Source organism: Bacillus sp. FSL R5-0431 (assembly GCF_038002985.1).
Lineage (GTDB): Bacteria > Bacillota > Bacilli > Bacillales > Bacillaceae > Bacillus.
The window spans coordinates 908,541-935,458 of the sequence record NZ_JBBOOG010000001.1; the positions used below are offsets into that span (position 1 = coordinate 908,541).

General features: G+C 42.5%; 23 protein-coding genes. 19 read left to right on the plus strand and 4 right to left on the minus strand.

Translation table 11 applies throughout. The features are described 5' to 3' along the window. Positions 1-15 precede the first annotated feature (15 nt). Positions 16-2,919 carry a 5'-nucleotidase C-terminal domain-containing protein gene (locus MKZ03_RS04440; protein WP_341031076.1) on the plus strand — a complete coding sequence of 968 codons (2,904 nt, stop codon included), beginning with the start codon at positions 16-18 and terminating at the stop codon, positions 2,917-2,919. A gap of 46 nt (positions 2,920-2,965) precedes the next feature. Further along, on the plus strand, positions 2,966-3,532 hold the full coding sequence (locus MKZ03_RS04445) for a class D sortase (protein WP_341031078.1): 567 nt from the start codon (positions 2,966-2,968) through the stop codon (positions 3,530-3,532). A 36-nt stretch (positions 3,533-3,568) separates the two neighbouring features. On the opposite strand, the gene MKZ03_RS04450 is transcribed toward MKZ03_RS04445, so the two are convergent. Continuing rightward, complete coding sequence (locus MKZ03_RS04450) at positions 3,569-4,477, minus strand: RluA family pseudouridine synthase (protein WP_334748381.1); 909 nt, start codon at positions 4,475-4,477, stop codon at positions 3,569-3,571. Positions 4,478-4,586: 109 nt separating this feature from the next. Between MKZ03_RS04450 and MKZ03_RS04455 the strand changes: the two genes are divergently transcribed. The 15 genes from MKZ03_RS04455 to MKZ03_RS04525 all read left to right on the plus strand — a co-directional run bounded on the left by MKZ03_RS04455 (position 4,587) and on the right by MKZ03_RS04525 (position 22,366). After that, positions 4,587-4,937, plus strand: coding sequence for a DUF5365 family protein (locus MKZ03_RS04455; RefSeq protein WP_106071602.1), 351 nt, complete (start codon positions 4,587-4,589; stop codon positions 4,935-4,937). Between the two features lie 309 nt (positions 4,938-5,246). Beyond that, positions 5,247-5,912 carry an HAD family hydrolase gene (locus MKZ03_RS04460; protein ID WP_334748383.1) on the plus strand — a complete coding sequence of 222 codons (666 nt, stop codon included), beginning with the start codon at positions 5,247-5,249 and terminating at the stop codon, positions 5,910-5,912. 15 nt (positions 5,913-5,927) lie between these two features. After that, positions 5,928-7,466: a bifunctional GNAT family N-acetyltransferase/carbon-nitrogen hydrolase family protein gene (locus MKZ03_RS04465; protein ID WP_012009394.1), complete on the plus strand. Its 1,539-nt coding sequence runs from the start codon at positions 5,928-5,930 to the stop codon at positions 7,464-7,466. A gap of 197 nt (positions 7,467-7,663) precedes the next feature. After that, entirely contained in the window at positions 7,664-8,080 is a 417-nt protein-coding gene (locus MKZ03_RS04470; RefSeq protein WP_066031112.1) for a VOC family protein, read from the plus strand. Positions 8,081-8,168: 88 nt separating this feature from the next. Then, positions 8,169-9,086 carry an AEC family transporter gene (locus MKZ03_RS04475; protein WP_341031081.1) on the plus strand — a complete coding sequence of 306 codons (918 nt, stop codon included), beginning with the start codon at positions 8,169-8,171 and terminating at the stop codon, positions 9,084-9,086. Between the two features lie 31 nt (positions 9,087-9,117). Further along, entirely contained in the window at positions 9,118-10,710 is a 1,593-nt protein-coding gene (locus MKZ03_RS04480; protein WP_341031086.1) for a PucR family transcriptional regulator, read from the plus strand. A 256-nt stretch (positions 10,711-10,966) separates the two neighbouring features. Then, a complete protein-coding gene (locus tag MKZ03_RS04485; protein WP_341031088.1) occupies positions 10,967-12,307 on the plus strand; it encodes an aspartate aminotransferase family protein in 1,341 nt (446 codons plus the stop codon). 183 nt (positions 12,308-12,490) lie between these two features. Beyond that, positions 12,491-13,048, plus strand: a complete 558-nt coding sequence (locus tag MKZ03_RS04490; RefSeq protein ID WP_034663739.1) for a glycerol-3-phosphate responsive antiterminator — start codon at positions 12,491-12,493, stop codon at positions 13,046-13,048. Between the two features lie 214 nt (positions 13,049-13,262). Then, positions 13,263-14,078, plus strand: coding sequence for an MIP/aquaporin family protein (locus MKZ03_RS04495; protein ID WP_095284949.1), 816 nt, complete (start codon positions 13,263-13,265; stop codon positions 14,076-14,078). Positions 14,079-14,093: 15 nt separating this feature from the next. After that, complete coding sequence (gene glpK / locus MKZ03_RS04500) at positions 14,094-15,590, plus strand: glycerol kinase GlpK (RefSeq protein ID WP_341031090.1); 1,497 nt, start codon at positions 14,094-14,096, stop codon at positions 15,588-15,590. A gap of 139 nt (positions 15,591-15,729) precedes the next feature. Further along, on the plus strand, positions 15,730-17,391 hold the full coding sequence (glpD, locus tag MKZ03_RS04505) for a glycerol-3-phosphate dehydrogenase (RefSeq protein WP_106039576.1): 1,662 nt from the start codon (positions 15,730-15,732) through the stop codon (positions 17,389-17,391). A 152-nt stretch (positions 17,392-17,543) separates the two neighbouring features. Then, positions 17,544-19,289: a phospho-sugar mutase gene (locus MKZ03_RS04510; RefSeq protein ID WP_341031093.1), complete on the plus strand. Its 1,746-nt coding sequence runs from the start codon at positions 17,544-17,546 to the stop codon at positions 19,287-19,289. Positions 19,290-19,440: 151 nt separating this feature from the next. Beyond that, positions 19,441-20,586, plus strand: coding sequence for a GAF domain-containing sensor histidine kinase (locus tag MKZ03_RS04515; RefSeq protein WP_307499369.1), 1,146 nt, complete (start codon positions 19,441-19,443; stop codon positions 20,584-20,586). After that, complete coding sequence (locus MKZ03_RS04520) at positions 20,583-21,233, plus strand: response regulator (protein WP_307499370.1); 651 nt, start codon at positions 20,583-20,585, stop codon at positions 21,231-21,233. Before MKZ03_RS04515 ends, MKZ03_RS04520 begins: the two co-directional genes overlap by 4 nt. A gap of 251 nt (positions 21,234-21,484) precedes the next feature. Then, complete coding sequence (locus tag MKZ03_RS04525; protein ID WP_307499371.1) at positions 21,485-22,366, plus strand: GNAT family N-acetyltransferase; 882 nt, start codon at positions 21,485-21,487, stop codon at positions 22,364-22,366. A 35-nt stretch (positions 22,367-22,401) separates the two neighbouring features. Here MKZ03_RS04525 and MKZ03_RS04530 read toward each other — a convergent pair whose 3' ends face one another. Next, positions 22,402-22,650 (minus strand): YhdB family protein, encoded by a 249-nt coding sequence (locus MKZ03_RS04530; protein WP_024426598.1) that lies wholly within the window; start codon positions 22,648-22,650, stop codon positions 22,402-22,404. A gap of 128 nt (positions 22,651-22,778) precedes the next feature. Here MKZ03_RS04530 and MKZ03_RS04535 point away from each other — a divergent pair, with 128 nt between their 5' ends. Continuing rightward, positions 22,779-23,162 (plus strand): YqzG/YhdC family protein, encoded by a 384-nt coding sequence (locus tag MKZ03_RS04535; protein WP_307499372.1) that lies wholly within the window; start codon positions 22,779-22,781, stop codon positions 23,160-23,162. Positions 23,163-23,400: 238 nt separating this feature from the next. Here MKZ03_RS04535 and MKZ03_RS04540 read toward each other — a convergent pair whose 3' ends face one another. Beyond that, a complete protein-coding gene (locus tag MKZ03_RS04540) occupies positions 23,401-24,876 on the minus strand; it encodes a catalase (RefSeq protein WP_034663722.1) in 1,476 nt (491 codons plus the stop codon). Positions 24,877-25,035: 159 nt separating this feature from the next. After that, entirely contained in the window at positions 25,036-25,467 is a 432-nt protein-coding gene (locus MKZ03_RS04545; protein WP_282067246.1) for an Rrf2 family transcriptional regulator, read from the minus strand. 184 nt (positions 25,468-25,651) lie between these two features. Here MKZ03_RS04545 and MKZ03_RS04550 point away from each other — a divergent pair, with 184 nt between their 5' ends. After that, positions 25,652-26,851: a globin domain-containing protein gene (locus tag MKZ03_RS04550; protein ID WP_341031096.1), complete on the plus strand. Its 1,200-nt coding sequence runs from the start codon at positions 25,652-25,654 to the stop codon at positions 26,849-26,851. The last annotated feature ends 67 nt before the right edge of the window (positions 26,852-26,918 follow it).

Genomic DNA, 26,918 nt, shown 5'->3' on the forward strand with positions numbered 1-26,918 from the left:
AAGGGGAGAGGTCTAATGAAACGAATGCTATCTATTCGAATGATTTGTTGTTTGGTTTTGATGATCTTTAGTTTGCAATCCTTACTGCCTGGCATGATCACAGGAGGCGAGGTCAGTGCATCTGAAAAGAAGGAAATGGTGTGGAAGCAAAAAAAGATCGTGCAGATCAAAAAAGCCCGTCAGCTAATAGGAGAGACCGTGACGGTGAGCGGAATTGTGACAGCAGATCAATCCGCTGTAGGCAATGGGAAATTGTCCACATACATTCAAGACAAATCAGCTGGAATCAATATTTATTCAGCGCAGCCCAATAACTTCCCGGAACTAAAAGCAGGCATGAAGGTGACAGTGACTGGTAAGATCACGTCTTATAAAGGAATGATTGAAATTGTGCCAGATCAAGGCCGCCTGAAGATAGATGCTGTGAATCAAAGTTTGCCAAAGGCGAAGCGAGTGTCCGTTAAACAACTAGAAACGGATCAAGCCGGTAAACATGAAGGAAGACTAGTGAAGATTAAAGGCTATGTTGAGGCAAAACCAGCGCAGCCGGCTGGCGGTGGATACAATGTGGTGATCATTGATAAAAAATACCACAGCACCATCCTGAGAGTGATGGTCGATACAAATGCTATTGATAAAGTAAAGACAGGGAAATGGTACGAGTTTACAGGGGTGTTAAGCAGGTATGATACGCTGCAGGTGCTTCCAAGACATAAGGATGATATCAAACTGCTGAAACGCCAGCCAAAGCCGCCAAAGATTAAGAAGGAATACAAAGCAACAGTTGACCGTGTGGTGGATGGAGATACGATTCATCTAAAGAAGCCTGTTCTTGGTACAACAAAGGTGCGTTTTGTGAATATGGACACGCCGGAAACGTATCATAAGCCAAAAAATGAATTAGACCAAAACCAATTGCGTTTTGGACAGCAGGCGACTGACTATTTAAAAACACTTCTTTCAAGCGGTGACCAAGTCACATTAAAGATTGGTCCTGAAGCGAAGGACAGCTATGGACGTCTTTTAGCTCAAGTGAAGACCAAAAAAGGGCTAAATACAAATCTAGAGCTTGTAAAAAAAGGATATGCTCCTACTTATTTCATCTGGCCAGTTGGAGATGAAAAGGACTATCATACGTTTCAAAAAGCAGTAAAAGAAGCAAAAGAAAAAGGACTGGGCATATGGAACGAAGCGGATCCTCTGATGGAACAGCCGTTTGAATTTAGAGCACGAGAACAGAAAAAAGGACTGACACGCTATGTTGGTAACTCAGCTGTGAAAACCTACGTGTCCCCTGACAAATGGAAAGAAATCAATGTGGATAAACGGATCTTTTTTGCTTCCAAAGAAGAAGCAGAGCAGGCTGGCTATCAGCCGGCAAAGGATGCGAGTGAAGTACCGTTAACGATTTTAAGTATGAATGATTTACACGGTAAAATTGATCAAGAATACGAGCTGGATCTCAAAGGTGATGGCAGTAAAGGCATGTACGGACGAATGGATTATGTCGCGGCCTATATGAAGCAAAAACAAGCAGCACACAAAAATACGATTACGGTCCATGCTGGAGATATGATTGGCGGGAGCTCTCCTATATCTTCTCTTCTGCAGGATGAACCAACCGTTGAACTCATGGAGAACATTGGCTTTGATGTGGGCACGGTCGGCAACCATGAATTCGATGAAGGGGTCGACGAGCTATTGCGTATCTTAAATGGCGGAGAACATCCTAAAGGCACAGAGGGGTATGACGGACAGAACTTTCCGCTCGTTTGTGCGAACTGTGAATACAAGGATACAGGCAAACTGCTTTTACCGGCTTATGAAATCATCGAAGTCGAAGGAATCCCTGTCGCATTTATCGGTGTTGTGACCAAGTCAGCCGCAGGAATGGTCATGCCAGAAGGGATTAAAGACATTCAGTTTACAGATGAAGTCAAAGCCGTGAATGAAGCCACGAAGGAATTAAAACAAAAAGGAATTAAAGCTATAGCGGTTTTAGCTCATATGACAGCCTCTCAAAATGGAGATACAATCACTGGAGAGAGTGCAAAGCTTGCCAAAGAAGGTGATGATGAAATTGATGTCATCTTTGCAGGGCATAATCACGAAGTGGTCAATGGAGAGGTCAATGGAAAATTAATTGTGCAAGCCTTTGAATATGGAAAGGCGATTGGCGAAGTCAATGTGACACTTGACCGTAAATCGAAGGATATCGTCAAAAAGAGTGCGAAAATCCAGTATATAGATCAAGCTGGTATAGAAAAGGACAAGGAAGCAGCAGACATCTTGGCTCATTACGGGAAAGAAGTGGAGCCGATAATTAGTGAGGTTGTTGGAGAAGCCGGGGTCAAAATGGAAGGCGGCTATTCAAATGATGGAGACACGCCGCTCGGTAATTTGATTGCGGATGGTATGAGATATTCAATGAAAAGTGACTTTGCCATGATGAATGGAGGCGGCATTAGGCAAAACCTTGAAAAAGGGCCGATAACGTGGGGAGATCTCTTTAATATTCAGCCATTTGGCAACGTTTTAGTCAAACTAGAAATCACGGGAAAAGACTTAGTAGAGATAATAGAAGCACAAATTTCTCCACAATTTGGACCAGATTATAGCATTTCGGGCTTTTCATATTCCTATGATCCGGTAACATATAAAGTAGTCGACTTGAAGCTGCCAGACGGTTCAGCCGTAGCCCTTGATCAAACGTATACACTCACTGTGAATAACTTCATGGCAACTGCAACTGGCAGTAAATATGCACCAATAGGCAGGCTGGGGCAAAACCCTGAAACAGGCCCAGAAGACTTAGAAGCGACTGTCGATTTTGTGAAAAGCTTTGAGGGAGCTTCCATTGTGTATCAAAAAGAGGGACGAATTCAAAAAGCAAAACAAGAAGAAAAAGCAGCAAGCTAAAGAGCGTATCATCTAAGAGAAATGGAACAAGCAAAGGAGTTTAAGCATGAAAAAGTGGCTTGCACTGACTGTGATGACAGCTGGGATTGGGCTGCTCGGCTGGGGAATTTGGCAAATCGCATCGACTCATCTTCAAACAGCCCAATCATTAGACGAAGCGAAGAAGGTCGTGGCGGACGATCAAGGGATGTCCAAGAAGCAGTTTGCTCCTGAAATGGGGAAAGCCTCTGGCATCCTGACGATTCCAAAATTAAAAGCAGACCTTCCCATTGTCGAAGGGACGGATGCGGATGACCTTGCAAAGGGAGTAGGACACTACAAAGACAGTTATTATCCGGATCAAAATGGACAAATCGTCCTTTCTGGCCATCGTGACACGGTGTTTCGCCGGACAGGCGAGTTGGATATTGGAGATCAACTGAAAATCACTGTGCCGTATGGTGAATTTATATATGAAATCACACATACAAAAATTGTCGATCAGCATGATACATCTATCATTACGTTGCAGAATGAAAAGGAAGAGCTGATATTAACCACATGCTATCCTTTTCATTTCGTCGGCAATGCGCCAGAGCGGTATATTATTTATGCAAAAAGAGTGTCTGAATAAAGAAAAAGAGCCTGCGTATGAAAGCAGGCTCTTTTGTTAATGGATGATTTGACTCATGAGCTGGTCCATATCAGGTGGTAGAGGTGCTTCGATGATCAGATGCTCACCTGTAAAGGGGTGTTTCATGTCAACTTGCTTGGCGTGAAGAGCACACCTGTTGATGTAATCACGAACTCCCTCATATAAAGTGTCCCCAGCTAGTGGATGCCCGAGACTGCTAAGGTGGACACGAATTTGATGCGTTCTACCCGTCTCTAATTGCAGTTTAACGGCTGTCATTTGCAGACGTTTATTCATGTCCATGACCTGAAAATGAGTCACAGCTTTTTGTCCAGTAGGGGAGATTCTTCGTCTGACTGCATGGTGTTTGTCACGGCCGATCGCTGCATCAATGGTGCCTTTCTTTTTTTTGAAAAGCCCCTCTGCGATGGCGATGTATGTTCGGCTGATTGTTTTTTTAGAAAGCATTTGATCAAGAGCCGCATGGGCTAATCTATGCTTTGCAAAAATGACGGTGCCGCTTGTGTCTTGATCCAGCCTGTGGATATGTCTCACCCTCTTTTCTTCTCCATTTGCTTGAAAATGGAAGGCCACAAGGTTAGCCAGTGTGCCCGTTTGTCCTTGTTCATTCGGATGAGTTGGCCGTCCGGCAGGTTTTTGCACAATTAATAAATGCTCGTCCTCGAAGAGCACCTCTAATTCACCGTATTCTGGTGCCACATCACTTTCTTCTGTTTCAAATAAATCAATGATGATCTGATCGCCTTTACTGACTTTAGCCGCGTGATGGGCAGGCTTTTGATTTAAACGGACTTTTTGATGCTCCATCCAAAAATGGATAATCGGTTTTGATGCAGATACGGCTGTCTTTAAAAAATGACTGAGTGATGTGTGATGATACTGCTCGTCTACTTTGAGTGAGAGCGTGTGCCCTTTTATGATCATGATATCCGTTCCTCTCTATGGGTATATATAGGAAACACTTACCTTGGCGAACGCCTTTTTTTCTGTGCTATTCTGAATGGAGAAATAACGACAGAGAGGTAGATGTCACGTGAGATTAATGAAAGCTGCTACAGACCTGCAAGAGCAGGCAATTGAAGAAATATCAAAGGATGTTGAAGATCTTCTTTCTCATGCTGTCAATGGACAGCAGCTGGATATGCGTCAAAAAGACCGCTCCCTTACCTTTATTGATGGAGTATATAACGGGACGATGGATGATGCTTTTCGTATTTTATCGGGACTTCAGCTATTACATACCATAATTGTAAAACCGAAACGTCATATCACCAAACGTGATCGTGAGCTATTCGAGCGGAACCGTGAGCAGGTCAATGCCTGCGGCTTTTCTTTTCCGTTTGATCTAGATGATTTTGTCAGCCGTCACCTTCAAAATGCGTAAAAGATGGTGTGAACTTCCTTGTTAACTTACAAGGCCCTCGCACATACTATTTTTAAGGGAACGGAGAAACCTTTAAGATCTGTAATACCAAACCCGCTCTTTTTCAACATTGCCTATTTCTCCACGAATCGGAGCGCTTGGATCTCTTACAGAATGAACAGAACACGGGTAGGAGCCTGACAAAACGGTGCAGGCTCCTTTTATACATAATCATTTTAGCAGACATTCATCTTTGAAAGTCAATTTTATTCACGATATGATAGCATTGAGTAAATGTTTAAGACTTTCGTAAAAAAAGGAGTGGCCTCGTTGGTAAAGGCGATTATATTTGATTTTGACGGATTAATTTTAGATACAGAAACACATGAATATGAGGTTTTACAAGAAATGTTTGCGGAGCATGAGTCAGAGCTGCCTCTTTCCGTATGGGGCAATGTCATTGGGACGCAGGCAGGCTTTAAGCCATTTGAATATTTGGAAAAGCAGCTAGGGAAGACGCTGGATCATGAGACACTCACAGCAGATCGGCGTTCTCGTTTTCAAAAAAGAATGAAGGACGAATCAGCAAGACCTGGCGTAGAAGCTTATTTAGAAGCAGCAAAGGAGCTCGGGATCAAGATTGGACTTGCTTCCAGCTCAGACTATAAATGGGTGTCAGATCACCTAAAGCAGATTGGTCTTTTCGACTACTTTGAATGTATCCGCACGTCAGATGATGTGGAAGAAGTCAAACCAAATCCAGAGCTCTATTTGCAAACCGCACGCTGCTTAGGGGTAGAGCCAAAAGATTGCGTGGCATTTGAGGATTCTGTGAATGGATCAGTAGCTGCCAAACGGGCAGGCATGAAATGCGTCATCGTCCCAAACAAAGTGACGAGCACGCTGCAATTTGAAGAATATGATGTCAGATTAGAATCCATGGCTGAAATCGAATTGCTCCAGCTATTCCTTCAGCTTGAAAAAGAGGATCAGTAAGGGGGCAAAAACATCATGGCAGAAAAACTAGACTTAACGCGGTTTGAAAAAAGAATGGTGATCCGCAATATCCGGGAAGAGGATATTGACCGAATCATTGCCTTGCAAGAGGTATGCTTTCCGGGCATGGACCCTTGGAAACGAGAGCATCTTGAAAGCCACCTTGAGCATTTCCCAGAAGGGCAGTTTTGTGCTGAATTCGAGGGAGAAATCATTGGCTCTTGTTCAAGTTTATTAATTAACTTTGATGAATACGATGATCGCCACACGTGGCAGGACATTACAGATGATGGGTACATCACAAACCATAATCCTGATGGGATGAATATGTACGGAATCGAAGTCATGGTGAGTCCTGAGTACCGCCGCATGAAAATTGGGCATCGTTTGTATGAAGCAAGAAAAGACTTAGCGAGAAGATTAAATTTAAAAAGCATCATCATTGGCGGACGCATTCCGAATTATCATAAATACCAAGAGGAAATGACGCCTCGCCAGTATGTGGAGCAGGTGATGCTTCACCAAATCTATGATCCCGTTTTATCTTTTCAGCTGTTAAATGAATTTAGTCTCATGCGGATCAATCCGAATTACCTGCCGGATGATAAAGCATCCAGCACATATGCGACATTAATGGAATGGAACAATGTCGACTATCGCCCGCAATCGAAAAGATATTATAAATCGGCGTTCCCCGTTCGAATTTGTGTGATTCAATATGCGATGAAACAAATTCATTCCTTTGAGGAATTTATGAATCAGGTGGAGTATTATGTGGATGTCGCATCAGATGCATCAGCTGACTTTGCCGTATTCCCAGAAATTTTTACGACGCAGCTCATGTCTTATTTAGAAGAGCGTTCACCAAGTCTTGCCGTACAGCGGATTACGGAATATACCGAGGACTACATTAATTTGTTCACAGACCTTTCTGTGAAATATAACATTAATATCATCGGCGGGTCCCACTTTGTAGAAGAGGAAGGGAAAATCTACAATATCGCCTATTTATTTAGACGTGATGGAACGATTGAAAAGCAATATAAGCTTCACATCACGCCGAATGAAAGAAAATGGTGGGGGATTTCTGCTGGTGACCAGGTCCGGGTATTTGATACAGACTGTGGCAAAATTGCGATCCAAATTTGCTACGATATTGAATTTCCTGAGCTTGCACGGATCGCGGCTGACAAAGGAGCGAAAATTATTTTCACTCCGTTCTGTACAGAAGACCGCCAAGGCTATTTAAGAGTACGTTACTGTGCACAGGCGAGAGCGGTCGAAAACCAGATTTATACCGTCATCTCGGGAACAGTTGGCAACCTTCCGCAAACCGAAAATATGGATGTTCAATATGCACAATCGGCTATATTTGCCCCATCAGACTTTGAATTTGCAAGAGATGGGATTGTAGGAGAGTGTAATCCAAACATTGAGATGGTTGTCGTTGGTGATGTCGATTTAGAAATTTTAAGAAGACAAAGGCAAGACGGGACCGTACGTCAGCTGAAAGACCGAAGAAGAGACGTGTACCATATTGAATATAAAAAATAAAGAAAGGAAGCGCCTATTGTTGAGGCGCTTCTTTTTGATGACATTTTTTAAAGAGACAATGTGGCGCCATGAGCGATCGCTTTCACTGCTAAAAAAGGGACATCTGATTAGATAAGATTTTTTCGATTGACAAAGGGATGCTGGAGCAAAAGCAGAATATACTGAAAGGAGATCATGTGTTCAAAAAGGAGAGGAATATGGGGCGACAATCTAAACATCTGTATATCAATTTGCCGGTAAAGCACGTAAAGGAATCTATCGCTTTTTTTGAGCAGCTGGGTTTTGACTTTGAGCAGCAGTTCACGAATGATCAGGCGGCCTGTTTGGTCATTGATGACACGATCACCGTCATGCTGTTATCTCTTAGGCATTTTCAATCCATCTCAGAGAAACAATTAGTGGACGCAAAAGAGGCATCAGAGGTGATTATCTCTATTCGTGTCAATTCACGAGAAGAGGTCGATGAGCTTGTCGAGCAGGCAATGGCAGCAGGCGGTTCACCGTTTAAGGAGAAGCAGGATCATGAGTTCATGTATGGATGGAGCTTTCAGGATCTTGATGGTCATTTGTGGGAAGTGTTTTATATGGATGAGGAAAGAAGCGGCCTTTCATAAGGGTGCTTCTTTTTTATTGTTTATCAGTGGTATGATAATGAGGAAGCAGAAGGAATCTGGAATTCAACTAGAGAAAAGTAGGTGCAGCATGGAGTTTTTACTTGTCTTACTGCCAGTGTTCGGCATATTTCTGATTGGGTATATCGGGCAGAAGGCGATTGGTTTTGACATACATACGCTCTCATCAATGTCTTTATATTTAATGTCACCATTTCTTGCGTTTGAAACCTTTTATCAAAACAAAGTGTCGATGGACTATGTGTATTTATCCATTTTTGTTGTCGGGCTTTGTCTTGCACTTATTTTATGTGTCTTTATATTATCTCGTATTTATGGTTATTCGAATGAAACGTATTGTGCCATGATTCTGTCGTCAGCCTTTATGAACAATGGAAACTACGGCACGCCCGTTGTGCTGCTTGTCTTCGGAGCAGCAGGTTTGGATATTGCGATCGTGTTGATGGTGCTGCAGCAGCTTGTCATGAGTACAATCGGCATGTATTATGCAGCAAAGGGCGGAGAGGATGCGGGAGATGGAAAGGTCGTGCTGAAAAAAGTGCTTCGTATGCCGGTTGCTTACGGGGCGCTCATCGGTCTATTATTTCAGCTGATTGACCTTTCATTACCTAAAGAGCTGATGACGGGTATTCAGCTTGTAGGGAATGCTGCCATACCGACGATTATGCTTATTTTAGGCATGCAGCTTGCCGTGATCTCTTTTAAGCAAGTGGATTATCGCAATATTTCTTATGCTGTATTACTGAAGCTGTTTATCTCCCCACTCATCGCATTTGTCTTTACGCTTATTTTACCGGTAGACGATATGGTGAAACAAATTATGATTTTAGTGGCAGCCATGCCGACAGCAGCAAATACCACGCTGATGGCTGTACAATTTCGAACGAAGCCTGAGTTTGTCTCAAGCACGACATTTCTCAGTACCATCTTAAGTATCGTGACATTACCAGTTTTATTATGGATTTTATCCATGCACCCTCTGGGATAGGGGATAGGCGCAAACAAAGGGGGACATATGAATGAATGTAGATGTTCATTTCCAAGTGAGTGACGTGTTGAAAACGAAGCATTTTGCGCATGCAAAAGTGTTAGCAGGGGAAAAAGGATTGTTTCGGCAGGTCAAATGGATACATGTGTTAGAAGTGCCTGATGTAGAGGATTTGTTAAATGGAGGCGAGCTTATATTAACGACAGCCGCAGGCTTCCATGATCAACTGGATGTGTTTCAAGCGTTTTTACGGCAGCTGATTGATTCAGGGGCAGCCGGCTTGTGTATTGAATTTGTGCCGTTAAGATTCGATGTGCCGGAAGAATTGCTGATCTATGCAGAAGAAAGAGATTTTCCGCTTATTCTGTTTACAAAAGAAGTGAAGTTCGTCAACATCACGCAGCATCTTCATACAATGATGATCGAGCGTCAGTATCAAATGATGGCAGATTTAGAAGCACTATCATCAAAGCTGAATGAGCTTTTACTGACCCCGCATCCGCAGATGGATATTTTGGATCAAGTGTATCAGCACGTAAGGGGGATTCTTTTACTCCTCCCTGTTCAGGGCGAGCCGATTATTTTATGTGATTCTTCCAAACCAACCGAAGAACTGGTCATGAATTATTTGCAGTTTGCTGCCGTGCCAAAAGGATACGAAGTGACGCAAAAACAAGTGCTTGCACTCAAACAAACATTTGCAGATCTTGTGCTCATTCATCAAGCGGACACGCTCTCTGAATTTGAACTGCTCGTGATGGATAAAGGAGCGAATGCTCTAGCCCAGCAAACATTAAGAGAGCTTTATACAGAAGAGCTAAAGAAGACAAAAGAGAATGAATGGCTGCAAAAATGGTTCCAAGAAGAGCATACAGAACGAGAGATCATAGAACACCTTGAAGAAACAGAAGGGTTGAAAAAGCCAACTGGCTGCGTCGTCTTGCTCTTTCAAAAGCATCATCAAATCGAAGAAATCGCAGGGAATCTTTACTTTCTCGTATCTTGCCGCTCCATTTTTCAGCGTGCGGGTTTCTATCTGATTGCATATGAGCATCAAGGACAAACCTTGTTTATTTTATTAAACACGAGAAAGAAAGAGGACTGGAAAGAGCGTGCAGAAAAGGCTGCAAACGACATCAAACAATTGTATGACCGGGAGCAGCCCCGAGGGGCCGAGATCAATTTTGGTATCGGGCAATATTGTGAACAGTTTCAGCACATGAGAAAAAGCTTTCAAGCTGCCAAAGAAGTACTGCATTTAAAAAAAGTGATGCCTCAGCGGGTGGAAAGTCCATTTTACCAGGATCTACATATGCTCCGTCTCATGCCTACGATGAAGGAAAGCGGTCTGCTTGAATGCATGGTGAAAGAGTATTTAGAGCCCGTGATTGTATACGATAATCAAAATAGCGGGAGACTCTATCAAACGCTGAATATCTTTTTACAGACAAACGGTTCTAAAAAAGAAACCGCAAGCAAGCTTTATATTGTCAGGCAAACCCTTTATCATAGACTGGATAAACTGCATGCCTTGCTTGGTGAGGATATGATGCAGGCGCCGAAACGCCAGGCACTTGAATTTGCGATTCTTGCTTATGAATTCCTGCAAGGAAATCGACGTTAGCGGAGTGTGTTTCCATTTTGCCAAGGCATCAAAAAAAGTGTCTTATGATTCTGTTCAATCAGTTGACGATCTGTCTAATGTAATATGCCTGACCCCTTTTTTATAATGAAAGGAACGATTGGTTATCTCTTACGGACGGTCAAGTTCCAGTTTCATATGCCTCACGTTTCATCCATATAATGAATGGAGAGGCAATGTGCTATTGAACTGGTCTAAGCTTCTTTAATGATGAAAACGGATACATGGGGGCGGGAAGATGAAAATACATGAGCAGGCGCAAAATCTTCAGGCGAAAGATGATCAGTTGATCTGGCATCATATGAAAGGGACAAACAAGGAAAATGAAAGTATGGTCATTCACGAGGCAGAAGGCGCATGGGTGACAGATATTCATGGAAATCGCTATTTAGACGGGATGTCAGGCCTTTGGTGTGTAAATGCCGGATATGGCCGCAAAGAGCTTGCAGAAGCGGCGTATAAGCAATTAAAGACAATGCCATACTATCCGCTTACACAAAGCCACGTGCCGGCGATTCAGCTGGCTGAAAAGCTAAATGAGTGGCTTGGCGGGTACTATGTCATCTTCTTTTCTAACAGCGGTTCTGAAGCCAATGAAGCCGCATTTAAAATTGTCAAACAATATCATGCGCAAAAAGGAGAGAGTACAAGGACAAAGTTCATTTCCCGGTACCGGTCGTATCACGGCAATACAGCAGCTGCTCTTGCCGCAACCGGTCAAGCGCAGCGTAAATATAAATATGAACCATTAGGTCAGGGCTTTATCCACGTTGCACCTCCTGATGTGTATCGGCATCCTGAGGACCAAGAGAATTTGGCGAGTGCTGCGGCGATTGATCAGGCTATGACGTGGGAACTAAGTGAGACCATTGCTGGGGTCATTATGGAGCCGATCATTACGGGCGGAGGTATCTTAATGCCGCCAAAAGGGTATTTGAAGAAGGTCAAAGACATCTGTGAAGCTCATGGGGCGCTTCTTATCGTAGATGAAGTCATCTGCGGCTTTGGCCGGACAGGGAAGCGGTTTGGTTTTATGCATGAGGAAGTAAAGCCGGATATTATCACCATGGCAAAAGGGATTACAAGCGGCTATTTACCGCTTTCTGCAACGTGCGTGAAACGAGAAATCTATGAAGCTTATGCAGGGGAAGATACGTATGACCGGCTGCGCCATGTGAATACATTTGGCGGTCACCCTGCTTCCTGTGCGGTGGCACTTGCCAACCTAGAGATTATGGAAAACGAGCAATTAGTGGAACGGTCAGATGCGCTGGGGCGAGATATGCTTGAACGTTTGCAAGAGTTAAAAGAGCACCCATTTGTCGGAGATGTCAGAGGAAAAGGCTTGCTGTTTGGCATTGAGCTTGTTCAGGATCAGCAGTCCAAAAAACCAGCTGATCCACATGTTATCGGTCAACTGATCGCAGAATGTAAAAAACGCGGGCTGATCATTGGGAAAAATGGTGATACAGTTGCCGGCTATAATAACGTTGCCCAGCTTGCACCGCCGCTTAATATCACAGATGATGACGCCTCATTTATCATCAATACCTTAAAAGAAAGCATGGCACAGCTATAGCAGAGAGACTTCTCTGCTTTTTTCTATGGAATAAAAGCATGCTTTCCAGCATTTTGAGCTAGGTCTATGAAGATGATGTGAGGTGAAATCGGTATTGGACACACTAGGTGTATTGAAAAATAGAAGAGTTTCTATTACTGTTAGGAGAAGACTGATCCAATACACTTTTGAAGGAGACGGCATATGAGTTTTCATGATCAACCTATTCTACCTGCTGTTCGCAATATGAAGCAATTTGAGGAATTTTTAAAAAGTCCATTTACATATGGTGTCTTACTTGATGTTCACTTAGGCCGGCTAAAGGGCATCATGAATGAGGCAAATGCTCATCACAAAAAAATGTTTGTCCATGTCGATCTCATTCACGGGATTAAACATGATGAGTATGGAACGGAATTTATTTGTCAGGAAATGAAGCCAGCAGGAATTATTTCTACTAGGTCTTCTGTCATAGTAAAAGCCAAGCAAAAAAAGGTATATGCCATTCAGCGAATGTTTTTACTTGATACGAGTGCCATGGAAAAAAGCATGGAGTTCGTCGGGAAACATCGTCCAGATTTTATTGAAGTGTTGCCGGGAGTCGTACCAGATTTAATTACAGAAGTGCGCGAGCGAGCTGGGATCCCAATATTTGCAGGCGGATTTATCCGTACAAAAGAAGATGTAGAAAGAGCGCTTGAAGCAGGGGCTACAGCTGTGACGACCTCGAATACCACCCTTTGGAAAGCGTTCCAAAAGTGAAGAAGAGAAAATGTGAATATTTATTGACAACGTTTTCATCCTCTGATACTATTGCACTAAGTTAATATCATGTGATGGAGAAACGGAGATCCACAACAGCGCTTTACTAGGTGACAAATGACCCTGATGTAAAGTATGTTTGTTGTGGATCTTTTTCTTTATCTTTTCTACACATTCATAGGGGATGGCAACTGAACCAGAGGAGGAATTTTTCATGACACCATTTTGGGGAGAAGTCGTAGGTACAATGCTGCTCATCATTTTTGGAGGCGGTGTGTGTGCGGCAGTTAATTTAAAGAAATCGCTCGCATATCAATCCGGATGGATTGTAATCGCTTTCGGATGGGGATTTGCAGTGGCCATTGCAGCTTATGCAACGGGTGGAATCAGCGGAGCGCATTTAAATCCCGCACTAACAATTGGGCTTGCGCTAGAAGGAAGTTTTCCTTGGGCTGATGTTCCAATGTATATTGTTGGTCAAATGCTTGGCGCATTAATAGGGGCTATTATTGTCTTTTTACATTACTTACCGCACTGGAAAGCAACAGATGATCCAGGTGCAAAGCTAGGTGTATTCTCAACTGGTCCTGCGATTCCGCATACTTTTGCAAACGTACTTAGTGAAGTCATCGGTACATTTGTATTGGTTCTAGGAATCTTAGCGATTGGTGCAAATAAATTTGCAGACGGAGTCAATCCGCTGATTGTTGGTTTCTTAATTGTTGCAATTGGTCTTTCTTTAGGTGGAACAACTGGTTATGCCATTAACCCTGCACGTGATTTAGGTCCGAGAATTGCACATGCGATCCTGCCGATTCCAGGGAAAGGCCCATCGAATTGGAAGTATGCTTGGGTGCCAGTTATTGGTCCAATTTTAGGCGGCGCATTTGGCGGTGTTTTCTACAATGCAGCTTTTAAAGCGAACGTCACTCCAGCCTTTTGGATTGTAAGCGTTATTTTAGTTGTGGTATTGTTAGGACTCTATGTCTCTACGAAAAACCAAACAAATGCTGTAAATGAAAGTATGTAAGGGGAGGAAAACATCATGACAAAAGAAAAATATATTCTTGCATTAGATCAAGGGACAACAAGCTCAAGAGCAATCTTATTTGATCAAGAAGGCAAAATTGCACATACAGCTCAGAAGGAATTTAATCAATATTTTCCGAACCCAGGCTGGGTAGAACACAATGCAAATGAAATTTGGAGCTCTGTTCTATCGGTCATTTCAACTGCTTTAATTGAATCAGGAATTGAAGCAGACCAAATCGCTGGTATCGGAATTACGAACCAGCGTGAGACAGCTGTTGTTTGGGATAAACATACAGGCGCACCTATTTACAATGCAATTGTTTGGCAGTCAAGACAAACGTCTGGCATTTGTGAAGATTTAAAAGCGCAAGGACACAATGAAACGTTTAGAAATAAAACAGGTCTTCTCATCGATGCTTATTTCTCAGGTACAAAGGTAAAATGGATTTTAGACAATGTAGAAGGTGCCCGTGAGAAAGCAGAAAATGGCGACTTACTGTTTGGCACAATCGATACTTGGCTTATTTGGAAGATGACAGGCGGTAAATCACACGTCACAGATTATTCCAATGCGTCAAGAACGTTAATGTTCAACATTTACGATCTGAAATGGGATGAAGAATTACTTGATATCCTTGGCGTACCTGCATCTATGCTTCCGGAGGTGAAACCATCTTCACACATTTATGGTGAAACAACAGACTATCACTTCTTCGGCAGAAATATTCCGATAGCAGGAGCGGCGGGAGATCAGCAGGCTGCTTTATTCGGTCAGGCTTGCTTTGAAGAAGGAATGGCGAAGAACACATATGGTACAGGATGTTTCATGTTGATGAATACAGGGGAAAAAGCCATTAAGTCGCATCATGGTTTATTAACGACGATTGCATGGGGCATTGACGGCAAAGTTGAATATGCTTTAGAAGGAAGTATTTTCGTTGCTGGCTCAGCGATTCAGTGGCTGCGTGACGGACTGAGAATGTTTAAAGACTCGAAAGACAGCGAAGCATATGCAGAGCGCGTTGAGTCAACAGAGGGCGTATATGTCGTTCCGGCATTCGTTGGTCTAGGCACACCATACTGGGATAGTGATGTCAGAGGCGCTGTTTTCGGGTTAACACGCGGTACTTCTAAAGAGCACTTTGTCCGAGCAACGTTAGAATCACTTGCTTATCAAACGAAAGATGTGTTAGATGCGATGGAAAAGGATTCAAACATTTCATTAAAAACATTGCGTGTTGATGGCGGAGCTGTGAAGAATGATTTCTTAATGGGCTTCCAAAGTGATCTGTTGGATGTGCCTGTAGAGCGTCCAGAAATTAATGAAACGACGGCACTCGGTGCGGCCTATCTTGCGGGAATAGCAGTTGGCTTCTGGAACGACCGTTCAGACATTGCAAAACAATGGAACCTTGACAAGCGCTTTGACCCTAAGATGGAAGAGGACAGCCGTGACTCGTTATACAGCGGGTGGAAAAAGGCTGTAAAAGCAGCTCAAGCTTTCAAATAAACCAAAAGTATGGTATACTTCAAGTAAGTTAATAGAACGGTTGGAGAACTGGAGAGACCGCAGGCACCGAAGTGTAGAAATACGCTTTGGGTGTTTGCGGTCTCTTTTTCTTTACCGTACAACATGGGAGGAACAAGAGATGACTTTTTCTAGCTTAGAAAGGGAACAAATGCTGCAGGAAATGACAAAAAAACCATATGATGTGTTTATCATTGGCGGGGGTATTACAGGCGCTGGTACAGCACTTGATGCGGCTTCACGCGGGATGCGCGTTGGTCTTGCAGAAATGCAGGATTTCGCAGCAGGTACGTCTAGCCGCTCAACGAAACTAGTGCACGGTGGACTTCGTTATTTAAAACAATTCGAAGTGAAGATGGTCGCAGAGGTCGGTAAAGAGCGTGCCATTGTATACGAAAACGGTCCTCATGTGACAACACCAGAATGGATGCTTCTACCGATGCATAAAGGCGGGACATTCGGTAAGTTTTCAACATCCATTGGGCTTAGAGTGTATGACTTTTTAGCTGGTGTCAAGCATAGCGAGCGCAGAAGCATGCTAAGTGCGAAGGAAACACTTGCAAAAGAACCGCTTGTGAAAAAGGACGGCTTAAAAGGCGGCGGCTACTATGTTGAATACCGTACAGATGATGCACGCCTGACAATCGAAGTCATGAAAGAAGCTGTGAAATTCGGGGCAGAAGCGGTCAACTATGCGAAAGTAAAAGAATTTATTTATGATAAAGGCAAAGTTGTCGGTGTTGTCATTGAAGATGTCATGACGCAGAAAACCTACGATGTGTATGCGAAGAAAATCGTCAATGCGACAGGTCCATGGGTCGATCAGCTAAGAGACAAGGATCACTCAAAAGAAGGGAAGCACTTACAGCATACAAAAGGTATTCACTTAGTATTCGACCAATCAGTCTTCCCATTAAAACAAGCGATCTACTTTGACACACCTGATAAACGTATGGTCTTTGCGATTCCAAGAGAAGGCAAAACGTACGTAGGAACAACAGATACAGTGTACAAAAAGCAGCTGGAACATCCGCGTATGACAAAAGCAGATCGTGATTATGTCATCAAAGCGATTCAATACATGTTCCCTGATCTCAATATTACAGAAAAAGATGTTGAATCTAACTGGGCTGGTCTTCGTCCACTCATTCATGAAGAGGGCAAAGACCCTTCAGAAATTTCTCGTAAGGATGAAGTATGGACATCATCTTCAGGCTTAATCACTATTGCTGGCGGTAAATTAACAGGCTACCGCAAAATGGCTGAGCACATTGTGAATCTCGTACGTGATGGACTGAAAGAAGAAACGGGCAAAGACTTCGGGCCATGTAAAACAAAGCATATGCCAATTTCAGGCGGTCATGTAGGCGGGTCTAAAAATATGGCATCCTTTGTCCAAGCGAAAACAGCAGAAGGAGTATCTGTTGGTTTAACAGAACCGATTGCTCAAAAACTCGCTGAAAAATATGGCTCAAACGTCAGCAGTCTCTTCAAGCGTGTAGAGCAGCTTCAAGGTGAAGCAGACAAACGAAACATTCCAGCGTATGTACTGGCAGAGCTTGTCTATGCAATCGAAGAAGAATTAGCTGTTACCCCTGTTGATTTCTTCTTAAGAAGAACAGGAAGCCTATTATTTAATATCAACTGGGCGAAAAAATATGCACAGCCTGTCGTTGACTATATGGCAGAGCGTTTTGGCTGGGATGAAGCAGCAAAACAGAAACATCAAACACAATTAGATCAACTATTCCATGAAGCAGTTGTACCACTTGATGCTGAATAAAAGAAAAGCCGATCAAAGCCGATCATGTATCGGCTTTTTTATTTGTTCAGCATTTTCTTCATCTGCCAATGATATAGCATGACATAAAGGATGATTCCATATAAAATAACAGTAGATGTATTTTATTGATGATAAGAGCTGGGAGGACGACCATGAGTTGGAAGACGAATTATGAGCGATGGATCAATGAGAAGCACCTGGATGCTGAGCTAAGGGAATGGCTGGAGGCACATCAAGATGATCAACAAGCACTTGAAGACTGTTTCTACAAAAACCTTGAGTTCGGCACTGGAGGAATGCGCGGGGAGATTGGTGCCGGCACGAACCGAATGAATGTGTACACGGTTCGTAAAGCATCTGCAGGCCTTGCTGCGTATATTGCGAAACATGGAGAGAATGCAAAAACAAGAGGCGTCGCCATTGCATATGATTCACGCCATAAATCGCCTGAATTTGCAATGGAAGCAGCCAAAACACTTGCTTCACAGGGCATTCAAACGTACGTATTTAACGAACTGCGTCCAACACCAGAGCTCTCCTTTGCTGTTCGAGAGCTGAATGCATTTGCTGGGATTGTCGTAACAGCAAGTCATAACCCACCAGAATATAATGGTTATAAAGTATATGGAGAAGACGGCGGACAGCTGCCTCCACTTCAAGCAGATCAAGTCATTCAAGAAGTAGATGCAATAGGAAATGAACTGTCGATTTCAGTTGATTCAGAAGAAACGTTAAAACAACAAGGGCTGATCAAGATGATCGGAGAAGAAATCGATCATGCTTATATTGAAAAATTAAAAACCATCAGTGTGCACCCTGAGCTGGCAAGTGAGGTCGATGTCAAAGTCGTTTTTACCCCGCTTCACGGTACAGCCAACCAGCCTGTCCGAAAAGGGCTTCAGGCTCTAGGCTATCAGCATGTGACTGTTGTGCCTGAACAGGAAAAACCAGATCCGCAATTTTCAACAGTGACATCGCCAAATCCAGAGGAGCATGCAGCATTTGAGTATGCCATCAAGCTTGGCGAAAAGCAGAATGCTGATATCCTCATTGCAACAGACCCAGATGCGGATAGGTTAGGTATTGCGGTCAGAGATCATGATGGAGAGTTTACCGTCTTAACAGGCAACCAAACAGGAGCCCTGCTGCTCCATTATTTATTGTCTGAAAAACAAAAGCTTGGTCAGCTGCCGCCTCGTCCCGTTGTGATGAAAACGATTGTCACAAGTGAGCTTGGGCGTGCTGTTGCTTCAGCATTTGGTGCCCATACGATTGACACACTTACTGGTTTTAAATTTATTGGAGAAAAAATCAAGCAATTCGAAGAGAGCGGAGAATACACGTTTCAATTCGGGTACGAAGAAAGCTATGGCTATTTGATCGGTGACTTTGCCCGAGATAAAGATGCGGTGCAGGCTGCGCTGTTAGCTGTCGAAGTCGCTGCTTTCTATAAAAAACAAGGCAAGTCCTTGTACGACGCGCTTGTCGATATGTTCAAGGAGTTTGGATTTTACCGGGAAGGGTTAAAGTCGTTAACCTTAAAAGGAAAAGAAGGAGCAGAGCAAATTTCAGCGATCCTTCATACCTTTAGAACAAATCCGCCAGCAGCCATCGCGGGTCAGCGCATCACTGTCATCGAGGATTACCAATCAAGTCAAAGACACCTCGTTGCCGAAAAGAAAGAAGAAACCATTCACCTGCCAGCGTCAAACGTGCTGAAGTATTTCCTTGAGGATGGCTCGTGGTTCTGCTTAAGACCTTCCGGCACTGAGCCTAAAGTGAAATTTTATATTGCAGTCAAAGGTACATCTTTAACAGATAGCGAAGAAAAGCTGAAGCATCTGTCAGAAGAAGTGATGAAAGTCGTTTATGAGATTGTGGAAGAAACGGCTAAATAAACAAACAAGGCCATCGTGTGAATGCATGATGGCTTTTTCTCAGTCAAAAGGATGAGAAAAAATCATCCTTTTAGAGAAAGAGCCGGCAGAATGCTCATGGTATAATGAGCGTAATGAAAAGAGAAGGCAGCAAATGCCGGGGGTAAACAGTATGGGAGAATACCAAGAGAAGGTTGAAACATTAAAAACGTTAAAAGAAATTGCTGAAAAGCTAAATGAAGGCATGGAAATGAAAGATACGCTTCATGAAGTGCTCCATATGCTTATGGATATCACAGGCTTTCATTCAGCATGGATTTATTTTATAGAAAAAGACGGCTCGTATGAACTGATGGCAGAGGTCTCCTTACCCGAAGCGCTGGCAAAGCATCAAAAGCAGCTGATGTGTCAAAACGATTGTTATTGTATCAATCGATACACAAAAGGCTCACTGCAATCAGCCACCAACATTATGAATTGTAAACGGATCGAAACGGCGATTGAGCAAAAGCTTGGGGATACAGAAGGAATTACACATCATGCGACGGTTCCCCTCAAAGCATGTAAGCGTACGTTCGGATTATTGAATGTGGCGGCAAAAGGAAAAGTCACATTTAACCAGGAAGAACTGAATTTGCTTGAAAGCATTGCGCTTCAAATTGGAACCGCCATTCAACGCATGAAGCTTGTGCAAAACGAACATCAGCATGCTCTTTTGGAAGAAAGAAACCGGCTTGCACAGGACTTACATGATTCCGTCAACCAAATGCTATTTTCAGTCAGTCTGACTGCTAAGGCCGCCCGACAAATGACAAACAATCAGAATCTAGGGGAAATGATTGATTTTATTCAGCATTTGTCACAAGATGCACTGGTTGAAATGCGGTCACTCATTTGGCAGCTAAGACCAAGAGGACTTGAAAAAGGATTCACAACAGGGATTCAAGAGTATGCAAAGCTTTTAGGATTACGCTGTACATTATCGTTATCCGGCTGTATGGAGATGGATCATTCGCAGCATGAAACGTTGTTTCGGGTATGCCAAGAAGCACTGAATAATTGTCAAAAACATGCGGAAGTAGAGGAAGTCAAGGTCCAGCTTGAACAATCAAAAGACACGTTTGAGATGAAAATCATTGACCGCGGAAAAGGGTTTCAGTATGACGAGCAAATGAGCCTCCCTTCACTTGGTCTGAAAGGGATGTCTGACCGTATCAAAAGAGCTGGTGGAACATTTTGTATAGAGTCTGAGCTCGGTAAAGGAACCACTATTCAAGTGAAGGTGCCATTTTCTCAAGAAAGGAAGGGGGCGTCATGAGAGTCGTGATTGCAGATGATCATCATATTGTGAGAAAAGGGCTTGTGTTTTTCTTGCAGACACAGCCTGACGTCGAAATCGTTGGTGAGGCTTCTAATGGAGAAGAAGCATTAGAAGTTGTCAGACAAATGCGGCCTGACATTGTTCTAATGGATCTATCGATGCCTGTGATGAATGGCATTGAAGCCACGAAACAAATGATGCTTGAAATGCCCGATACCCGCATTGTGATTCTGACAAGCTATGCGGATAAAGATTATGTTATTCCCGCTATTCAAGCAGGGGCAAAAGCCTATCAGCTCAAGGATGTAGCGCCAGAAAAGCTCCTTACGACAATGATTGACGTACAAAAGGGCACCTATCAATTAGATGCTCATATCACCAACTTTCTTGTGCAGCATTTGACCGAGCCAAAAGAGCAAAAATGGAAGTTAATGAAAGAGCTGACCAATAGAGAGCGAGATGTCTTATTCGAAATTTCAAAGGGGAAAAGCAATAAAGAAATTGCCTCATCACTGTTTATTTCTGAAAAGACTGTCAAAACACACGTATCTCATGTATTATCCAAACTAGAGCTGGCAGATCGTACACAAGCGGCTCTGTATGCAGTGGATTATCAAAAAAATCAGCCGAAAGAGCTGCTATGACAGAAGGGAATTTAGTCGTTATGCTAAAACTTTTAAGCGCACGTTCAGTTCAATGAATTGAATAAAAAAGAGCACGGATACCGGTTTATTTGACGTACCCTTTTGCGTGAAAAGAGAAGCATGTTCAGTCTGATTTCTATGAGTAAAACGATAAAAGACTTGATGAGTGTATGCTCATGAAGTCTTTTTTTATTTTGAAGGAGGTGATGAACCGGCTGAAGATAAGTGACTTTAAAAAGGAGGAAATCAACGTGGAGACATATGAATTAGTGAGTGATTATCGACATGATGAGAAATTGAAAGAAAGCTTTAATAAGTTAGCGATCAATACATTTGATTTGGATTTTAGTGACTGGTATAAAAGAGGGTACTGGGATGAAAAATATATTCCTTATTCCTTTGTCCATCACGGGAAAGTGATCTCAAACGCTTCCGTCTACCTCATGTCACTGATCATTGATGGCCAAACGTATCGAGCTGTTCAAATTGGCACGGTGATGACGGATCAAGCCTACCGCCATAAAGGATTAGCGACAAAGTTAATGCAGCATATTATGGATACGTACGAAAATGACTATGATATGATTTTTCTTTTTGCCAATGAAAATGTACTGGATTTTTATCCAAGATTCGGCTTTACCCGTTACCACGAAAGCGAATTTAGTCTAAATATCGGCAAAAGCGCCATTCAAATGAAAAAGGACATGCGCAAAAAGCAGCTGACGTTGGAACATGACTTGCCATTACTTGAACAGTTCGCAGAAAAACGTCAAACGGGCTCAATGAAATTAGATGCTGAGGACCATGGCAGCTTATTGATGTTTTATTTTACAGTTTGGCCGGATGCCATTTTCTATATTGAAGCGTTGGATACCATTGTCCTGATGAATGAAGAAAATGAAACCATACATGTCTTTGATATCATTTCTCTCCAGCCGCAAAATATAGAGGAAGTTGTTGCACATATTGTGAATGAAACGACGGAAAAAGTAATATTCTATTTTACACCTGATACGTCAATTGACGGCTTACATGTGGTTATGGCGCCAAATGACGAGGATGCGCTGTTTATTTATACAAAAAAAGAATGGGTAAAAGACCACTTTATGCTTCCAATCACTGCGCACTGCTAAGTGTATGTAAAAAGGCTGATAATCAGCCTTTTTCTTTATGTGTACATCGGTTGTGAATAAACTTCAGAAGCAGCAGCCTCTGAAGCATGGTCAATGTACTGCAGGAGCCCATATAAACATTTTTCAACATCAGCATCGTTCCGGTTAAATTGATACGCATGTAAGAAATGCTCAATACGTTTCGAGAGCAAGTCATCTTGCGTACGTACCATAAGAATAAGTAAATTATCCCATTGCGAGCGATGCGTATAATAAAGTGCCTTATCATAATCCGCCACATTCATCAAACCTTCTCCTTTCCCTTGAGAAGTCCTCATTAGTTTGCTCGGAACATATCGACATTTTCAGGGGAAAAGTTGGTGTCCGCATTAATCATGTACCGGGAATTTTAGGCTGAATAAATGCTTCATGTATGAAAAAGGATCGACCAGCAAAACATAAACAAAATATACATGAAAGTGAGATCAATGATATTATGCAGCCGAAATGGTGGATGCATTTTGCAGCAGGAATGGTTTTGTATGGCATTTTCATGATCTATCCTGCAGCAAATGCAGCGATGCAGCCTGTTGAAAATTGGGAAAGACTTGCGTACACAGCGTTGCAAGAGGAATATGAAGGCGCCGCTTTAAACGATTATCAATATATTGGGCGTACACAAGTAAATGAAGAACAGACAAAAGATGTGTTTCGCGTCACCGTGAAGGAAGGCTCAACGCTTTTTGCCGCACATGCAGAAATCTATTTTCACCCGGTGACCGGTCATTTGATTAGTATTAACGTATTCCGGCTATAAAAAAAGCACCTCTAATAAAGAGGTGCTCCAGCGTGTAGACAAACTCTCGCATTCGGTGTCAGTCCTTGCGTGCCGGTGCTCACGAATGTCAAATTCGCTCCGCGCCAGTACTCGTCCTTCCTAGACTGCAAAGGTTTTCTATCACGCTGAAAAGAAGACAAAGGGCCAAAATAAAGCTCATTTTAGCCCTTTGTCAATCTGAAGCACCTCTAATAAAGAGGTGCTCATTGCGGATCAATTATTTCATGCTTCCTTGAAGGTATGAGCGAATATCCACACCAAGTGAATCGGCTAATCGTTGTCCGTAGTCTTCATCTGCACGATAGAAGTTGCAGATCGCAAGTAATTTTGTTTTGTCATTTACATCTTTCAGATCAGCTGTTAGGTTTTTGATCAATGCTTGCTTCTCTTCTTCAGAGTAGCTTCGATATTTTTCCCCAGCTTGTTTGAAATCGTTCGGTTTTTCAATTTTTTGTCTCACCATACGGTCACCGTGAAGAACTTGCTCACTTTCTTTGTAGTGAGGATTTTCTTTTGGCTGATCATCGTAACGGTTTGGTTCATAGTTAATATGACCGCTTGGACGAGTCGTTGTCATAAAGCCATCCTGCTGATTATTGTGTACTGGTGCATAAGGACAGTTCACCGGAATGCGCATGTAGTTTGCACCAAGACGATGACGCTGCGTATCAGGATATGAGAACAGACGGCCTTGAAGCAGTTTATCTTCAGATGCTTCGATTCCTGGAACAAGTGCACTTGGTGTGAAAGCAGATTGCTCTGTTTCAGCAAAGAAGTTCTCAGGATTGCGGTTGAGTGTCATGCGTCCTACTTTTTGAAGCGGATAATCTTCCTCGCTCCATGTCTTTGTTGGATCACATGGATCATAGTCAAGGTCATCATAATCGCTAAGCGGCATCAGCTGGACATATAAGTCCCATGCTGGGTAATGGCCATTTTCAATGCGGTCATATAAGTCTCTTGTCGCATGCTGGAAATCATTCGCTTGGATTTCTGCTGCTTCTTCCATAGATAAATTGCGAATACCTTCTGAAGGTCTCCAGTGATATTTCACATATTTTGTTTCTCCATATTTGTTGACCCATCTAAATGTATGCACACCAGAACCGCGCATTTCAGCGTAACTCGCAGGGATTCCTTCATCAGAGAAGAGCCATGTGAGCATATGAGTGGATTCAGGTGTTAAAGTCATAAAATCCCAATAACGGTCAGGATCTTGGATATTGGTTACAGGATCTGGCTTGAGAGAGTGAACCATATCAGGGAATTTTAATGCATCACGTATAAAGAAGATCGGCAAGTTGTTACCAACTAGATCATAGTTACCTTCTTCTGTGTAAAATTTGACAGCAAAGCCGCGCGGGTCACGCAATGTTTCAGGTGAACCTTTAGGATGAATAACTGTTGAGAAGCGAACAAAAACGTCTGTCTGTTTTCCTTCTTCACTTAAGAAGGCAGCTTTTGTATGTTTCTCCATGCTATTTTCAACTTCAAACACACCATAAGCGCCGGCGCCTCTTGCATGAACGACACGCTCTGGAATACGTTCACGATCGAAGTGTGCAAGTTTTTCAATCAAATGGTAATCATCAAGAAATGTAGGTCCGCGGTGACCAGCTGTTCTTGAGTTTTGGTTATCGCCAACAGGCACGCCTTGATTCGTTGTCAAATTTTTATGATTTGAATTTGTCATTCTTTTCTCCTCCTGTAAACAAAAAAATGATTTCTAGTAATCTATATACCCTAATTATATTAAATCAAACCTGATAGTCAATATTTATTTATAATAATTTTAAATTAATTATTATTACAAGAAGGTAAAGAAAAAGACGAAAGAAAAGAATTCTTTCGCCTAAAGGAGGAGCTCTCTAAGAGCATCTTTGTTTTGAGTTAAATCTTTTAGTGTGTATTGATCAAGAACGCGTAAGTAAGCAGTAAGTGCTTCATGAAGTACATGCTTTAATGAACAAATCGGAGAGATGATACAGTTGTTTTTCTTTGGATCAAAGCATTCAACCATGACTAAATCATCCTCTGTATAACGGACAACCTCTCCAATGTTAATGCTTTCTGGGCTTTTCCCAAGCCTAATCCCGCCATTTCTTCCACGGATCGTTTCCACATACCCACGTTTTCCAAGATGATAAATCACCTTTGTCAGATGATTTTTAGAAATGCCATAAACATCGGCGATCTGCTGAATATTTGACAGTTCATTGTTTTCTCTTGATGCTAAATAAATGAGTACTCTTAATGAGAAATCTGTATAATTCGTTAGTTTCATTTTGACGACCTCTAAACCTGATAGAGTTTTGTATCATCGTAACACATTTTAGACAAAAACTGTTCGAGAAAGTGTTAAATGTGACAACATTTAAAACATGTATTATAAATATTGCTTTTATAAGCTGTCATCCATTACGATAAAGATGTATTTAAAATACACCTTTTTGAAAGAAGGAATGACGATGTTATCTAAAGATCAAATGAATGCCATAAAACAATCAGCCCCTTTATTAAAAGCCGAGGGAACCAAACTTGTGACTGTTTTTTATCAAAATATGATTCGTCAGCATCCAGAGCTACTCAATCAATTTAATCAAACAAACCTCATGAACGGAAGTCAGCCAGAGGCGCTTGCTGCGACATTATATCAAGCTGCACTGCACATCGATCGATTAGAAGATTTACTTCCAGCGGTCAAAAAGATTGCCCATAAGCATGTCAGTGTGATGGTCAAAAAAGAGCAATATCCAATCGTCGGATATCACCTCATTGAAGCGATGAAAAAAGTGTTTGGTTTAACGGAAAAAGATGACACGCTTTTAGCTTGGAAGGCCGCATATGACATTATTGTAAATATTTTTATCACGATTGAAGCAGAAATGATGGAGGAGAATGTAAAGCAAACTGGCGGATGGGCAGATGTGAAGCCGTTTGTGATTAAGAAAAAGGTACAGGAATCTCCATCGCTGATCTCCTTTTACTTAGTACCAGAAGATGAATCAGAGCTGCCAATGTATGAAGCAGGCCAATATGTTACGGTTCAGGCAGATATGCCGGGTGAAGCTTATATGTGCAGCAGACAATATAGCTTATCAGATCAGCATCATCCTTCTTATTACCGCATTACAGTAAAGCGTGATGGTCATGTGTCTACATTTTTGCATGATGAAATGGAAGAAGGGGACGTTCTTCAAGTGAGTATGCCGCAGGGAATGTTCTGTTTGCAAGAAGACACTAAAGAGCCTGTTTATTTTATTAGTGCTGGTTCTGGTGTCACACCAATGATCGGTTTAATGAAAACAGCATCGCAAAACAGCCGGCCATTTACAATGATTCATGCAGATCGATTAGAGGATGTAACTGCTTTTGAAAATGAATTTGAACGCGTTCTAGCTGCAGCTTCTCATGGTCGCATCATCTTATGTAATGAACAATTTGCGCAGCCTGGTAAGGGAGAGCTTGTTGAGAAGGCAGCTTCCCGCATTGACCGTCCATTCCTTCAATCAGTGATTGGAGAAGGGAAAGGCCAATTTTATCTATGCGGTTCCCCGGTGTTTACACAGGAGATGATTCATATACTAAAAGAGCTGGGAATTCCAGAACAGAATATTCATTTCGAGTCATTCGGCGGGCAATCCACGAAAGAAATGGAAGTCGTCTAAACGAATGGCGGAACATCATGTTTTTTTAGGTGCGCTCATATAGTAGGGATAAGTCCGATGAGGAGGG

Coding starts and splice junctions, on each gene's coding strand:
- MKZ03_RS04475 (WP_341031081.1), top strand. CDS start 8,169: ATGGAGTTTTTACTTGTCTTACTGCCAGTGTTCGGCATATTTCTGATT.
- MKZ03_RS04550 (WP_341031096.1), top strand. CDS start 25,652: ATGTTATCTAAAGATCAAATGAATGCCATAAAACAATCAGCCCCTTTA.
- MKZ03_RS04515 (WP_307499369.1), top strand. CDS start 19,441: ATGGGAGAATACCAAGAGAAGGTTGAAACATTAAAAACGTTAAAAGAA.
- MKZ03_RS04535 (WP_307499372.1), top strand. CDS start 22,779: ATGAAAAAGGATCGACCAGCAAAACATAAACAAAATATACATGAAAGT.
- MKZ03_RS04440 (WP_341031076.1), top strand. CDS start 16: ATGAAACGAATGCTATCTATTCGAATGATTTGTTGTTTGGTTTTGATG.
- MKZ03_RS04450 (WP_334748381.1), bottom strand. CDS start 4,477: ATGATCATAAAAGGGCACACGCTCTCACTCAAAGTAGACGAGCAGTAT.
- MKZ03_RS04470 (WP_066031112.1), top strand. CDS start 7,664: ATGGGGCGACAATCTAAACATCTGTATATCAATTTGCCGGTAAAGCAC.
- glpK (WP_341031090.1), top strand. CDS start 14,094: ATGACAAAAGAAAAATATATTCTTGCATTAGATCAAGGGACAACAAGC.
- MKZ03_RS04465 (WP_012009394.1), top strand. CDS start 5,928: ATGGCAGAAAAACTAGACTTAACGCGGTTTGAAAAAAGAATGGTGATC.
- MKZ03_RS04495 (WP_095284949.1), top strand. CDS start 13,263: ATGACACCATTTTGGGGAGAAGTCGTAGGTACAATGCTGCTCATCATT.
- MKZ03_RS04540 (WP_034663722.1), bottom strand. CDS start 24,876: ATGACAAATTCAAATCATAAAAATTTGACAACGAATCAAGGCGTGCCT.
- MKZ03_RS04485 (WP_341031088.1), top strand. CDS start 10,967: ATGAAAATACATGAGCAGGCGCAAAATCTTCAGGCGAAAGATGATCAG.
- MKZ03_RS04445 (WP_341031078.1), top strand. CDS start 2,966: ATGAAAAAGTGGCTTGCACTGACTGTGATGACAGCTGGGATTGGGCTG.
- MKZ03_RS04545 (WP_282067246.1), bottom strand. CDS start 25,467: ATGAAACTAACGAATTATACAGATTTCTCATTAAGAGTACTCATTTAT.
- MKZ03_RS04490 (WP_034663739.1), top strand. CDS start 12,491: ATGAGTTTTCATGATCAACCTATTCTACCTGCTGTTCGCAATATGAAG.
- MKZ03_RS04510 (WP_341031093.1), top strand. CDS start 17,544: ATGAGTTGGAAGACGAATTATGAGCGATGGATCAATGAGAAGCACCTG.
- glpD (WP_106039576.1), top strand. CDS start 15,730: ATGACTTTTTCTAGCTTAGAAAGGGAACAAATGCTGCAGGAAATGACA.
- MKZ03_RS04530 (WP_024426598.1), bottom strand. CDS start 22,650: ATGAATGTGGCGGATTATGATAAGGCACTTTATTATACGCATCGCTCG.
- MKZ03_RS04520 (WP_307499370.1), top strand. CDS start 20,583: ATGAGAGTCGTGATTGCAGATGATCATCATATTGTGAGAAAAGGGCTT.
- MKZ03_RS04480 (WP_341031086.1), top strand. CDS start 9,118: ATGAATGTAGATGTTCATTTCCAAGTGAGTGACGTGTTGAAAACGAAG.